Origin of the sequence: Bradyrhizobium sp. CCBAU 65884 (assembly GCF_028128835.1) — a bacterium.
Lineage (GTDB): Bacteria > Pseudomonadota > Alphaproteobacteria > Rhizobiales > Xanthobacteraceae > Bradyrhizobium > Bradyrhizobium ottawaense.
On the sequence record NZ_LBJU01000115.1, the window covers coordinates 12,530 to 26,368 of the forward strand.

The 13,839-nt window shown below is 66.1% G+C and carries 12 protein-coding genes; 3 read left to right on the forward strand and 9 right to left on the reverse strand.

Annotated elements, in window-relative coordinates:
- Positions 1-28: 28 nt before the first annotated feature.
- Positions 29-838, reverse strand: coding sequence for a phosphonate ABC transporter ATP-binding protein (gene phnC / locus XI03_RS17115; RefSeq protein ID WP_028140774.1), 810 nt, complete (start codon positions 836-838; stop codon positions 29-31).
- Between the two features lie 174 nt (positions 839-1,012).
- Here phnC and XI03_RS17120 point away from each other — a divergent pair, with 174 nt between their 5' ends.
- The 3 genes from XI03_RS17120 to XI03_RS17130 are packed head-to-tail and all read left to right on the forward strand — an operon-like array spanning position 1,013 to position 3,591.
- On the forward strand, positions 1,013-1,684 hold the full coding sequence (locus XI03_RS17120) for a transferase hexapeptide repeat family protein (RefSeq protein ID WP_028140775.1): 672 nt from the start codon (positions 1,013-1,015) through the stop codon (positions 1,682-1,684).
- Positions 1,681-2,874, forward strand: coding sequence for an alpha-D-ribose 1-methylphosphonate 5-triphosphate diphosphatase (locus XI03_RS17125; protein ID WP_271592752.1), 1,194 nt, complete (start codon positions 1,681-1,683; stop codon positions 2,872-2,874). Before XI03_RS17120 ends, XI03_RS17125 begins: the two co-directional genes overlap by 4 nt.
- 18 nt (positions 2,875-2,892) lie before the next feature.
- On the forward strand, positions 2,893-3,591 hold the full coding sequence (locus XI03_RS17130; protein ID WP_271592753.1) for a DUF1045 domain-containing protein: 699 nt from the start codon (positions 2,893-2,895) through the stop codon (positions 3,589-3,591).
- Positions 3,592-3,594: 3 nt separating this feature from the next.
- Here the strand turns inward: XI03_RS17130 and XI03_RS17135 are convergent, their stop codons facing one another.
- The 8 genes from XI03_RS17135 to XI03_RS17170 form a co-directional block, all read right to left on the reverse strand.
- Positions 3,595-4,188: a hypothetical protein gene (locus XI03_RS17135; protein ID WP_028140778.1), complete on the reverse strand. Its 594-nt coding sequence runs from the start codon at positions 4,186-4,188 to the stop codon at positions 3,595-3,597.
- Between the two features lie 83 nt (positions 4,189-4,271).
- Complete coding sequence (locus tag XI03_RS17140; RefSeq protein WP_212475064.1) at positions 4,272-5,672, reverse strand: selenium-binding family protein; 1,401 nt, start codon at positions 5,670-5,672, stop codon at positions 4,272-4,274.
- 384 nt (positions 5,673-6,056) lie between these two features.
- On the reverse strand, positions 6,057-6,995 hold the full coding sequence (locus tag XI03_RS17145; protein WP_028140780.1) for a dihydrodipicolinate synthase family protein: 939 nt from the start codon (positions 6,993-6,995) through the stop codon (positions 6,057-6,059).
- 129 nt (positions 6,996-7,124) lie between these two features.
- The gene (locus XI03_RS17150) at positions 7,125-9,206 is read right to left on the reverse strand and encodes a methyl-accepting chemotaxis protein (protein ID WP_271592754.1); all 2,082 of its coding nucleotides are present in this window, start codon (positions 9,204-9,206) and stop codon (positions 7,125-7,127) included.
- Positions 9,207-9,329: 123 nt separating this feature from the next.
- Complete coding sequence (locus XI03_RS17155; RefSeq protein WP_038950649.1) at positions 9,330-10,100, reverse strand: enoyl-CoA hydratase; 771 nt, start codon at positions 10,098-10,100, stop codon at positions 9,330-9,332.
- Between the two features lie 4 nt (positions 10,101-10,104).
- Positions 10,105-10,578: a MarR family winged helix-turn-helix transcriptional regulator gene (locus XI03_RS17160; RefSeq protein WP_271592755.1), complete on the reverse strand. Its 474-nt coding sequence runs from the start codon at positions 10,576-10,578 to the stop codon at positions 10,105-10,107.
- A 48-nt stretch (positions 10,579-10,626) separates the two neighbouring features.
- Positions 10,627-12,288, reverse strand: coding sequence for a tannase/feruloyl esterase family alpha/beta hydrolase (locus XI03_RS17165; RefSeq protein ID WP_271592756.1), 1,662 nt, complete (start codon positions 12,286-12,288; stop codon positions 10,627-10,629).
- A gap of 96 nt (positions 12,289-12,384) precedes the next feature.
- Positions 12,385-13,839, reverse strand: coding sequence for a GntP family permease (locus XI03_RS17170; RefSeq protein WP_271592757.1), 1,455 nt, complete (start codon positions 13,837-13,839; stop codon positions 12,385-12,387).

Genomic DNA, 13,839 nt, shown 5'->3' on the forward strand with positions numbered 1-13,839 from the left:
CTTGCAACTCAAACAGGCGCGACGCGGCTCAGGCGGCGGCCGCCGTTCCAAGTGCCGGGACGCCCGCGGGCGCCGGGTCAGGCATGGTGCCCATGACGTCGGCGGCTTCGAGATCGTAAAGCTCGCGCGCGACGTGGTCGGTCAGTGCGGCCGGCGCGCCGTCGAACACCACCCGGCCCTGCGCCATGCCGATCAGGCGGTCGCAATAGCTGCGCGCCAGATCGAGCGAATGCAGATTGCAGATCACGGTGATGCCGAAATGCTTGTTGATGCGCAGCAGCGCATCCATCACGATCTTGGTGTTGCGCGGATCGAGCGATGCGATCGGCTCGTCGGCGAGGATGATGTCGGGCTGCTGCACCAGCGCACGCGCGATCGCGACGCGCTGCTGCTGGCCGCCGGAAAGCTGGTCGGCGCGCTGGGCGGCGAGCGATGCGATATCGAACTGTTCGAGCGCGGACATCGCCAGCGCCTTGTCCTGCTCGGGCCACACTTGCGACAGCGAGCGCCAGGCCGGCATCGTCGCAAGCCTTCCCATCAGGACGTTGGTGAGGACGTCGAGCCGGCCGACCAGGTTGAACTGCTGGAAGATCATGGCTGAGCGCGCCCGCCACTGCCGCAGCTCCTTGCCGCGCAGCGCGGTGACGTCGATGCCGTCGAACAGGATGCGGCCCTGCGTCGGCGTCGCGAGACGATTGATGGTTCGCAGCAGCGTCGACTTGCCGGCGCCGGACCGTCCGATCACACCGACGAAGCCGCCGGGGGAGACTTGAAACGAAGCGTCGTCCACCGCGGCTTTCGCGCCGAAGCGACACGTCAGACCTTCCACCACCAGCATGCAGGACTCCAGATTAGCTGGAGCCAACCGCTAACGCCCGCGCTTGACACTTGTGTGACACGGGCGTTGCAGTGCGGCGATGCTACACACCTCATCCCCTGTCATCACCGCGTCATGACATCGTCATCAAGCCGCTCGAAGAGGAACGCCCGCCCTCGCACTTCCGGATGCAACATGGCCGCCAAAACTCTTTCGGTCCAGCCGACCATCGATCCCTCGGCCAAGCTGCATGAGACCAGGCTCGGCGCCTATACCGAGGTCGGCGCGCGCACCATCCTGCATGAAGTGGCGATGGGCGATTACTCCTATGTCGTGAACGATTCCCAGATCACCTACACCACCATCGGAAAGTTCTGCTCGATCGCGGCCATGACGCGCATCAATCCCGGCAATCATCCGATGCACCGCGCGACCCAGGCGCATTTCACCTATCGCTCGAGCGCCTACTTCGAAGGCGAGAGCGACGACGCCGAATTCTTCGACTGGCGGCGCCAGCATCACGTCCATATCGGCCACGACGTCTGGATCGGCCACGGCGCGATCGTGCTGCCGGGCCGCAACATCGGCACCGGCGCGGTGATCGCGGCCGGCGCCATCGTCACCAAGGACGTGCCGGCCTACGCCATCGTCGCCGGCAATCCGGCCCGCATCGTGCGGCGGCGTTTCTCCGAGGAGATCGCCGGAAGGCTCGCGCGGCTCGCCTGGTGGGACTGGGATCACGACAAGTTGCGTGAAGCCCTGCCCGATTTCCGCAAGCTCGGGATTGAAGATTTTCTTGCGACATACGAAGCAGGGGCGGCTCCCCTGACCAGATCCCTTACCAGCAAACGAAACGCGGTCGCGTGACAGACATTTTCCTTGAAGGCGGCCGGGCCCTGATCGGCGCCGAACTCGTCGAAACGTCATTGGCGGTGTCGGGACAGGACATCGCGCAGGTCGATGCCTCACGGGGCCGGGCGCGGCTGATAATCGATTCACGCAACCTGCTGGTGCTGCCCGGCATCGTCGACCTGCATGGCGATGCCTTCGAGCGGCAGATGATGCCGCGCGCCGGTGTCGACTTCCCGATCGACGTCGCGCTCGCCGACAGCGATCGCCAGGCGATCAGCAACGGCATCACCACCGTCTTTCACGCCACCACCTGCTCGTGGGAGCCGGGCCTGCGCAGCGCCGATAACGCGCGCGGCCTGATGGAGGCCATCGAGCGGCAGCGTCCGCAATTCGCCGCGGACACCCGCTTCCATCTGCGGCACGAGACCTACAATCTCGACGCCGAGGCCGAGATCAGCGAGTGGCTCAACGAAGGCCGGGTCGATCTGTTCGCTTTCAACGACCACATGGACGGCACGGTCGCCGACATGGCCAAGCCGCGCAAGCGCAACCGCATGGTGGAGCGCACCGGGCTGTCAGCTGAGGAATTCGACCGGCTGGTCGAACGCGTGGTCTCGCAAGCCGACGAAGTGCCGGCTTCGGTTGCGCGGCTGGCCGCCGCGGCGCGCGCAGCCGAGGTGCGGATGCTCTCGCACGACGATGCGACGCCGGCGATGCGCCAGGAGTTTCGCGAGCTCGGCGCTGACATCGCGGAGTTTCCGATCAACGAGGAGACGGCGCGGGCGGCAGCAAGCCACGGCGATGCCATCGTCTACGGCGCGCCCAACGTCGTGCGCGGCGGCAGCCACACAGGCTGGACGAAGGCCTCCGACATGATCGCCAAGGGGCTCTGCTCGGTGCTGGCGTCCGACTATTATTATCCCGCGCAGCTGCTTGCCGCGTTCCGCCTCGCCGCCGATGGCGTGCTGCCGCTGACGGAAGCCTGGAATCTGGTCTCCGCCGGCCCGGCGCGCGCCACCGGCCTTGCCGATCGCGGCGTGCTCGCCGAAGGCCGCCGCGCCGACATTCTGTTGGTCGACGACAGCGTGAAGCTGCGGCCGCGGCTGATCGCGGTGATCGCAGGCGGAAAGCTCGTCCATCTCACCGATGCGACGCGGCTGCTCACTGCTGTGGCGACGCCCCGCGAGGCTGTCGTCGCGGCCTAAATTGGTTATGCTGAGGCGATGACAGGTTTTCCCCGCTACGCGATCTATTTTGCCGCCGGCAGTGACAGCGCGCTGTCCCGCTTCGGCGCCGAGTTGCTCGGCTACGATGCCTACACCGGCAACGAATTGCCGTTCCCGCGTGATGCGCTGCATGTCGCGCCGGACTGGCGCGACGTCAGCGCCGATCCACGCAAATACGGCTTTCACGCCACGCTGAAGGCGCCGATGGCGCTCGTATCAGACAGGACCGAAGCGGAACTGATGGCCGCCTGCGCCGCATTGGCCGGCAAATCGCGGCCGCTTGCCGTGATCCGGCCCGTGGTCGATGCCATCAGCGGCTTCATCGCCGTCATTCCGGCCGAGCCGGTCGAGGCGCTCCAGCAGCTCGCCGCCGATTGCGTCCGCGAATTCGACTCGTTTCGCGCCGCGCTGTCGGCGGGCGATCGGGCGCGGCGCAAACCCGAGAAACTCAGCGAGCGGCAGCGCGACTATCTCGACCGTTGGGGCTACCCTTACGTGATGGAAGAATTCCGCTTCCACATGACGCTGACGGGGCGGCTGGATGCCGAGCGCCGCGGACCGATCCTGGAGATGCTGAGGCCGCGGTTTGCGACGCTCGGTCTCGATACGCTGGCGATCGACCGCATCGCGCTGTTTCGGCAGGATGATGCGTCGGCAAGATTCCACGTCGTCGACGAGTGGCCTCTGGCGCGATAGACCTCAGCGCCAGCTCGCAAGATTCAAGGCGAGCGCCACCGCGCCAACCAGAACGAGGCTGGCCGCCCAGACTGCATCCAGATTGAACCAGCTTCGCGAGACGAACCTCAATCCAAGATGGCGGTAGACCAGCCACGCCAAGCATCCGCCGGCGCCGACCATGGCGGCAACGTGCACCAGGGACACCAGCACCGCCATCCCCAGACTTGTCTTCATCAGCGCGCCCGCCGCTTCATGGCCGGCATCGAATTCGAAGGCCTGGCAGAGCCCGAGATAGATCGGCACGAGCATCAAGGCGGCGCCGTGAGCGATGGCGACGGCAAATGACCAGAGCGCCAATTGCGTCGGCGGAATTCGTGCCAGCGCGCGGGGATGACGCCGCGCGATCAGCCGATAAACGCCGAAGCCGATGACGAGAAGGCTCGCGCCAATCTGGATCGAACGCTGCCACTCGGCCAGCACGAGCAGGAACGCGAATGGCAGCAGCACGAGAAATGTTGCCAGGAGATGCCCGGCCGACAGGGCCCACAACGCACGAAAGAGCGCGCGCGGGCTCTTGTCCATGAGCCCGGCCGAAACGGCGAGCGGCCATCCCATCCCCGGATTGACTCCGTGATAGAGGCCGCTCGCGACAAGGGCGAGCCACAGCCAGCCAAGCGCCGGGCTCGCGTGCCCACCATCTAGACCGACGGGTAGCAAAAGGAGTCCGTCGAACAATCGCCGCCCTCCAGCCTGATCTGGTGCGCACGATAGCCGTCCGGGAAGCTCACGAAATAGTCCTTGTCGAGCTCGAGGCCGCCGTTGCGACCGACATTGGCCATGACCTCCACGCCCGGAACCCCATCGGGATAGAACTGGTCGTCCCAGGTGGAATAGAGCGAATTGGTCCAGTACACGCGCCTGCCGTCGCGGCTGATCTCGACCATTTGCGGGCCGGCCGCAAAAGACTTGCCATTCGGATGCGCTGTACGGCGTGCGATGCCGCCGATGTGGACGGAGCCCGCAAGCTTCGGCTTTCTGGGATCGGTGACGTCGTACTGGCGCATTTCACCGGTGCCCCAGCACGACACATAGAGAAACCGGTCATCCATCGACAGGTCGATGTCGGTCACCAGCGGCGGCACGGCGCCAAATCCCTGCAGCAGCGGCGGGAGATTCTCCTTTGGCGCGGGTTCGGGCGGGATCGTTGCCGTCTTCTCGGCATGGAATTTCCCGCCTTCGCGCCACCAGGTCCAGATCGATGCTTCGAGATTGGTGGTGTCGACCACGACGCCCACGAAGCCGTATTCGCGAACCGGATCGTGCGCAGGCCGCACCTCGAGCGCCATCTGATGATTGGCGCCAAGGTCGATGGTCTGCACGTTGCGCCGGGCGCGAAGATCCCAGAAGTGGAGACGATGGCCATATTTATTCGCCAGCAGATCCTCCGGGACGATCCCGTTCTCGAACTGCGGCGGCAAGGCCCATTCGCTCGTCACCATGTAATCGCGCGGCAGATTCCACCAGAAGTCATAATGCAGTGTCTGCGGACCGCGGTCGATCTCCCATCGTCCGAGGACCTCGAACGTCTCGCAATCCATGATGAAGACGCCTGGAGGCCCGTTGGTGCCGTCCTTACCGCCGCCACCCAGCGTGCTCACGTAAATGCCGTCCGGCCCGCAATGGATGGTGTGCGGCCGCGAGTAGCCGGTCTTCTTGAAGATTTCCTCGGGCTCGATGATCTTGTGGATCTTGGCTTTGGTCGGATCTGGCTTGGTATCGATGATGTAGATCCGCGACGAACGGATTCCGGGGATGATGAGATAGCGCCGCTCGATGAAGGCATGTCCGGCGAGCGGCGACAGAGCGGAGGAGCAGGCATTCCAGCCGAAGTGGTGAAACTCATCACCCTTGTTGGGCATCGTCACGGTGTGGACGATCTGGCTGTAGGTCGGCGATCCCGGCTTGACGTCGATGACCGCGAGAGCATCCGGCTTCGAGAAATCCGGACTGAGCAGCAACGTGTAGGCGAAGTTCTCCGCAGGTGCTTCCATCGCGAGCCTGGGCGATGCGTGAAATGTGGGATCCGGCCTCATCGTCATGGCACTGCCTCCCTGTTCTGTCGGTTCGCGCCAACCTGGCTCGGGATAACGGCATTATGAAGAGGTGTTACACGATGTCTCGAGATGCTCCGCGGGGCCTGGTTGGCGAACGTACCCTACTTCATCGCCGGGCTGCGGGAAACGGCCGAACCGCGCTAATTCGACGCTTTCAGCCAACTGGGGAAGCTGGCGAGTGAGGCTGGAGGGCGGGCCTCACACTCGATGTCGTCCCCGCGAACGCGGGGACCCATAATCCCAGGGAGTGGTTATCAAGCGAGCTGCCAACTCCGAGTCTTCGCCAAACTTCTCTCTGTGGCTATGGGTCCCGGATCTACGCGCGCTTGAGGCGCGCTTGTCCGGGCCGACACTGAGTGTTTGGTACCGCTACTTCCCCCACCGCAGCGCCAACGCGTCGCGCTCCTTGGCGAGTTCCAGCAGGCCCGCGCGCGTGGCCGGATGCAGCGGCTGCAAGGGATGGCGCACCGCGTCCGACTTGATCACGCCGCCGGCCTGCATCATCGCCTTGCAGGCGATCAGGCCGCATTGGCGGTTCTCGTAATTGATCAGCGGCAGCCAGCGCTCGTAGGCGGCCTTCGCTTCCTCGCGCTTCCCGGCGAAATAGGGATCGACGATCTGGCGGATGCCGTCGGGATAGCCGCCGCCGGTCATCGCGCCGGTGGCGCCGGCGTCGAGATCGGCGAGCAGCGTGATCGCCTCCTCGCCGTCCCAGGGGCCCTCGATGTCCTTGCCGCCCGCCTCGATCAGGCTGCGGAGCTTTGAGGCCGCGCCCGGCACCTCGATCTTGAAATAGCGGATGTTGGCGAAGTCGCGCGCCAGCCGCGCCAGCAGCTCGACCGACAGCGGCGTGCCCGCGACCGGCGCATCCTGGATCATGATCGGAATGGTGATGGCCCCGGAGAGCACCTTGAAGAATTCGACGATGCCCTTCTCAGGGACGCGGAAGGTCGCGCCATGATAGGGCGGCATCACCATCACCATCGCGGCGCCGGCGGCTTCGGCCTGCTGGCTGCGCGCGGCGCAGACGGCCGAGCTGAAATGCGTGGTGGTGACGATCACGGGAACCCGGCCCGCGACATGCTCCAGCACCGCATGCATCACGGTTTCGCGCTCGGCATCGGTGAGCACGAACTGCTCGGAGAAATTGGCGAGGATGCAGAGACCGTTCGAGCCGGCGTCGATCATGAAATCGATGCAGCGGCGCTGGCCCTCGAGGTCGAGCTCGCCGCGCTCATCGAAGATGGTGGGCGCGACCGGGAACACGCCGCGATAGGGGCGCTGGGCCTTGTGTGGGGTGACCGGCATCGAACTCTCCATCCCTGATCTGTCTTACGTCTGGCGCCGCATAGGTGACGCGGCGGCACAGATGTAGCCGCCGGAGGGACCTGCGGCAATGCCGAACGCGCGACGTCAGATGGAGAAACTGAAGCGAAACTACGCGGTCTTGACCGCGCCCAAAAAGCCCTCGACCGCGACGCGGAGGCGGTCGGCGTCGGCCGACATCTTCTTGACGGATTCCGACAAGACCGTGCCGGCGTTGCCGGTCTCCTGATTGAGCCTGGCGACGCTGCCGATGGTGTCGGTGACTTCCCGCGTGCCCTGCGCGGCCTGCTGGAAGTTGCGCGAGATCTCGGTGGTGGCCGCGCGCTGCTGCTCGACGGCGGCGGCGATCGCCGTCATCTTCTCGTCGATGCCGCTGATGGCGCCGCCGATGGCACGGATGGCGGTCACGGCCTGGCCGGTGGCGCCCTGGATCTCCTCGACCTGACGCGAGATCTCTTCCGTCGCCGTCGCCGTCTGTGCGGCGAGGTTCTTGACCTCGCCCGCGACCACGGCGAAGCCCCGGCCCGCTTCACCGGCGCGCGCGGCTTCGATGGTGGCGTTCAAGGCCAGAAGGTTGGTCTGGCCGGCGATGGCGTTGATCATCTTCACGACCTCGCCGATGCGGCTCGCGGTCTGGTCGAGGATCTCGACCGTCGCATTGGTCTGCTCGGCCTGCGACACCGCTTCGCGAGCCTCTCGCGCACTCGACTGCACCTGCGCGGAGATCTCGCCGACCGATGCGGAGAGTTCCTCGGTCGCCGCCGCGATGGTCTCCAGATTATTGGTGGCCTGCTCGGCGGCGGAGGAGACCGCGGCGGTCTGGCTGCTCGATTCCGACACCAGCGAGCGCACGCCGGTTGCGGTGGCATCGAGCTCCCGCGTCGAGGCCACAACGCTGTGGATCACCGCCTGCACGGTGTCGTCGAAACTGCGGCAGGCCTTGTCGACGGTACCGGAGCGGGCCAGTTGCAAGGCCTGCTGCGATTCGCGCTCCCGGCCCAGGCGCTCGGCGGTCGCTGCGCTCTCGCGCAGGCTTTCGAGCGCCGCGGCCATGGTGCCGAATTCGTCGGGATGCCGGGATTGCGGCACCGGCGTCGCGTAGTCGCGCGCGCTGATGCGGGCGATGGCGTCGAGAATGGCGCGCACCGGGCGCATCAGGCGATTGCGCACCACGAACACACCGGTCAGCGTCACGGCAAGCGCGAGCAGAAACGCGAGCGATTGGACGATGAGGTTGGTGAGGGCTTTCGCCTGAACCATCTCGGCACGTGCGATCGACTGGTCGAGGGCCTTGTTGGCGACTGCGACGATGGGCGCGAAGGGCGACTGGCACAGCGCGTTCCATTCCGCGGGGGGCATCGCCGGCTTGCCGCTGCCGTCGAAATTCCGGGTGAGATCGCCGATCTGCTTGAGCACGCCGTCGGTCTTGGCCCGCGCCTCCTTCGCCGCATTGACGAGGTCGGCCGTCACGTCGGGCGCAGCCAGCAGCTCCTCCATCCCGGTCCAGCCGGCGGTAACGATGCCGTTCCAGCTCGCCACGGTCTGCTTCTGGGTCTCGTCGAGCGGCTTGCTGGCATTGACGTTCGGGCGCAGCGTCGAGCACTGGATGCCGTAACGGTCGCGCACCTGCCAGGCAAGGCGGCGGGCCTGGATCATGCGTGCGATGAAGGGGTCGTTCATCCAGGCGCGGTTCGACACCGCGGTGGACGCCAGGTTGGCGGTATCGATCACCTTGGTGACGGCATCGTACCAGGGTGCGGTGCGTTCCATCTTGCGTTCGGCACGCGGCAGCTTGGCCTCGTCGTAGAACAGCTGGAATTTCGGGGCGGCCTCGCTCCAGCGCTGCTTCAGCGTGCTTGCGAGCTCGTCGCGGCGGGCAAAGTCGACGGTCGAGAGCGCCGCGACGATGGAATCATGGCCGGCCTGCTCGGCCTTCTCGGCAGCAACGAGCTTGGCGCGCGGATCGTCCTCGCCAAGCAGCGCGCTCTGAGCATCGCCGCGATTGTTACGGAGCGCGAGCACGCCGTGGAAGATCGCCTTGTCGGCATTCGCGAGACGTTCCGTCTCGAGACTCTCGCTGTAGCGGCCAAAGGCCCCCGCCATCTGGAACGCCGTCGAGGCCAGCGCGCCGACGGCCAGCAGGGCCATCAGCGTCAGGAGAAGCGAGCTTACCGATTTCTTAAACATTGCCATGGGTCGGGGGCCTACTCTTCACGAGCGGCCACCTTGCATCGCGACATGCCAAGGTTTGGTTAAGACTTTAATCAAATACCTGCGGTTGTGCGCGGCCGCAACTCCTGGGCTGGCCGCATCCCCTCACGCGACCTTGGTGAAATCCGGCGGACGGCGCTCGGCAAAGGCCGTAAACGCCTCGCGCGCCTCGGCGGTGCGCAGGCGCTGCGCGAACTGCTCGCCTTCGGCCTGCATCTGCGCGACCAGCGCCTCGCCGTTGCGCATCAGCTTCTTTGTGGCGGTCAGCGCGCCGGCCGGCTGGCGGGCAAGACGCTGCGCCAGCGCAAGCGCCTCGGCATCGAGCTTGTCGAGCGGCACCACGCGGTTGGCGAGGCCCCATTCCAGCGCGGCCTTCGCCGGCACGGTCTCGCCCAGCGCGAACATCTCGTAGGCACGGGCATGGCCGATACGCGCCGGCATCAGCAGGCTCGATGCGGCCTCCGGCACCAATGCGAGGCTGACGAAGGGCGTCGACAATTGCGCGTTGTCGGCGAGCACGACGAGATCGCAATGCAGCAGCATCGTGGTGCCGACGCCGACGGCGCGGCCCTGCACGGCGGCGACCAGCGGCCGGGTGCAGCGGGCCAGCGACTGGATGAAGCGCACGACGTTACGGCTGCCTTCGGACTTGCCGGCTGCGACCGCGGCGAATTCGCCGACGTCGTTGCCGGCGGTGAACATGTCGCCCTCGCCGCGGATCAGGATCACGCGGGCCGACGGATCGAACTCGGCGGATTCGATGGCATCGGCGAGCGTGCCGTACATCGCATCGGTCAGCGCGTTCTTCTTGTCGGGGCGCGCCAGCGTGAGGGTGAGAATTCCGCCATTGTTCTCGATCCGGACGTGCTCGGTCATTGCTCTACTCCCTGGATTCGTCTGAAGGTCTTGTTTCTGAAGGTCTTGGAAACTTGTCCTGAATGCTGGTCAGCCAGCGCGCGACGATGTTGATCTCCGCAGCCGTGAATCCGTCCGTCAGCGCGGCGTTGACCTCGGCCGCGCCGTCTTTCGCCTGCGCCAGCGCGGTCCGCCCCTTCGGCGTCAGCCAGATGCGCCAGGCGCGCCCGTCCTCGCGATCGGCCCGCCGCTCGATCAATTTCGCCGCCTCCGTGCGGTCGACGAGGCCGGAAATGCCGGCCGGCCCCATGTCGAGCGCTGCGCCCGCCTCGCCCATCAGGACGCCGTCCTGCTTGCCGAGGATGAACAACAGCCCCGCCTGCGCCGGCGTCACCTCGTTCTCCGGCCGCGCCGCCATCCAGCGCTGCAAGCGGCGTTGCGCGACGCTCAGCAGGTAGATCAGTCGATGATGCCGCCCGTCGGCCGGTTTATTTCGCATGCGAAATAGATAGCCGGACGCAAGCTTGTTGTCAAACGGGCCACCTCGTTACGGCGCGCAGGTGAAGCTCGCCGCCTCCGTCACCGCACCCGACTTGTAGTGCGGCCAGGCCGGCCAGCGGCACAGCGGCAGCGCGCGCAATGTCGCGAATGAGGGCGCCTCGACCTTCTGCTCGGCAACTTCGAGGTCGCCGGGCGCCTTGCCCTTCTCGACCCAGTCGACCAGCACGCTCAGCATATCGACATTGGCCGGTGCGCCGGAGCCGACGTGATCGACGCCGGGTGCGGTGTAGAGCCGCGCGAACTCCGCGGTCTCGCCCTTGCCGAGCTTGCGCTCGACGCTCTCGAAATAGCGGATGCCGGCATAGGGGCTCTGCGCGTAGTCGGCCATGTGCTCGAGCATGATCAGACGGCCGCCGCGGGCGCGGAAGCGGCTGAGATCGGGATCGGTCGAGTCCATCAGGCTCGAAACCTCGAGCAACCGCGCCTTGTGCTCCTCCACCTTGTAGGTGGTGACATCGAGCTTGGGGTCGCGCGCAAAGACATATTGAATGCCGCCGGCGCCGTAGATCCAGGCGATGCCGTTGTTGGGCGCAGGCGGCTGCGCCGGCGGCGCGGTGCCGAGCCACCACGCCACCCAACCGCCGGTCGGACCGATCGCCGGCGTGTCCTCGCCCGACACGCCCCAGCCGGGATAGTCGTCGAGACCGTTGGCGAGCGCGACCGGGAATTTGTAGGTCCCGTGCAAGGTATCGATCGCCTTGATCTGCGCATCGGTCAGGCACTGATCGCCGCTCTTTCCGGCCTCACAGCGCAGCGTCTCGACCTTGAATGCCGCCTTGCAGGCGACGGGGTCCTGCACCAGCGCATCGTCGGAGCCGTCGGCCTTGTCACAGGCCGCCCGCACGGCCTCGCCGACGAGCTTCACCTGCGCCGGATTGATCCAGCCCGCGCCCATGGTGACCAGACCCGAGCGCGTGCCGGCATGCTGCAGGCCGACCCAGTTGATCACGGGCACGCGTGCGAAGATGCCGTCGAAATCGTCGGGGTAGCGCTGCGCCATGGTCAGGCCTTCGCGGCCGCCCTCGGACGAACCCATGAAATACATCTTGTCCGGCTTCTTGCCGTAGGCGCGCTCCATCAGCCCAACGGCCGCATCGCGCACCTTCTTGTAGGCGCGATGGGCAAAATTCACGAAGGCTTCGTCGTTCAGCGCAAAGACCTGCGGCGGCTCGCCTTGCCTGGTCTCGTGGCCCGAATCGGTGCCGTAGGTAACAAAACCGCGCGCCAGCGGCGACGGCTTGTCGAACGGATAGGCCGGCGGCAGCGCAAGGCCGGTGATCAGCACACCGTTGAAACCACCGCCGCCATATTGCAGCGAGCGGCCATTCCATTCGACGGGAAGGTTGACCTGGAATTTGATCGGCGGGGCCTTGGGATCGGCAGGGTCGATATGGCCGAGCACCTTGCAGAAGCCGGGATTGGCTGGCGTGATGCGCCCGGACGGCGTCGGCCCGCGTTCGGCGACGGCGATCGGCGAGGGCGCCTGCAAGGTCGCGGAGTCGATCTTCACGGCATCGGCAGCGCCGACGAGACCCTTGCAGACCGCATCGGCGTCCTCTGCCAGCGTTGCCGCCGACGCCGCGCCCGTCCCCAGTGTCGCCATCGAGCTTACAAGCAACGCACACAGCTTCGCTTTCTTTCGCGTCATCGTTTCCACCCGGCTTTCTCGATTTGTTGCGTCGACGGCTGGCCGCATTCAATGCAACCTTCGTCCTCCCGTCAATCGCTCACGCCGAGCCGCTCATCAGAATGATCCGAGCGCGCTCCCCAAGGCGATCACGGCCACCAGCGCCAATAGCGACGTCACGATGCCCACCATCACAATGTCGAGATAGCTGTCGCGATGGGTCAGGCCGCAGATCGCGAGCAGGCTGACCACCGCACCGTTGTGCGGCAGGATGTCCAGCGTCCCCGAACCGATCACCGCGACGCGATGCATCAGCGCAAGGTCGATGCCGCTGCGCGCGGCGATCCCGACATAGGTCTGGCCGAGCGCGTCGAGCGCGATCGTCAAGCCGCCGGATGCCGAGCCGGTCAGTGCGGCCAGAATATTGGTCGCAACCGCGAGCGAGACCAACGGGCCACCTTCGATCGCAAGCACCCAGTCTCGCACCGTTTCGAAAGCCGGCAGCGCCGCGATGACCGCGCCGAATCCGACGAGGCTGGCGACGCTGAGCGCCGGCAGAACCGATGCATTGGCACCGGCGTCCATGGTCTGCCGCAGTGACGGAAGCCGGGCCCAATTGAGAAGGATGGTCGTGACGATGGCAGCGCCCAGGGCGGTGCTGACCGACCACACACCAGCGACCGCCGCCAACGATGTACCGCCGAAGCGCTGCTCGCTCAGATACGAGACATCGAGCCGCGGCAACACCAGCAGCGACATCACGAGATTGACGGCCACGACGACGGCCAGCGGCAGGATGGCACTCACCACCGGAGCCGACAGTTCACCGCGCCGTCCATGCCGGATCTCGGCCGGATCGAACTCTCGCGCGGTGGTCGCGTATTCGCGGACCAGTTCGTCGTCGACGGCACGTTCGGCCGCACCCTCCATGTCCTCGCCATAGCCTTCCCCCGCACGGCGGGCCGCGGCTTCAGCGCGGCGCAGCCACCACAATCCCGCGCCAGCCATGATCAGGGAGGCGATGATGCCGAGTCCGGGTGCGGCAAACGGCGTCGTTCCGAAGAACGGCATCGGGATCGCGTTCTGGATCGATGGCGTGCCCGGCAAGGCCGACATCGTGAAGGTCGATGTGCCCAGCACGATCGCGGCCGGAATCAATCGCCGCGGAATCGCGGCGGCACGAAACAGCGAGCGGGCCATGGGGACGATCACGAAGAACGCGACGAACAGGCTGACGCCGCCATAGGTGACCATCGCACCGGCGAGCACGACCGCCAGGATCACGCGGCGCTCGCCAAGACGTCTCGCCATGAAGGTGGCAACCGACGCGACCGCCCCGCTGTCGTCCATCAGTTTCCCGAATACGGCGCCAAGCAGGAAGATCGGGAAGAACTGCGCCAGGAATGCAGCAGCATTCACCATGAAGATCTGCGTCAGGTTCGCAAGCAGCGGCTCGCCGCCGAACAGCGCCGCGACGAGCGCGGCGAACGGCGCCAGCAGAAGAACGCTCCAGCCGCGAAAGGCGAATAGGACGAGAAGGCCAAGCCCGACGAGAATGCCGAGAAGCCCCAC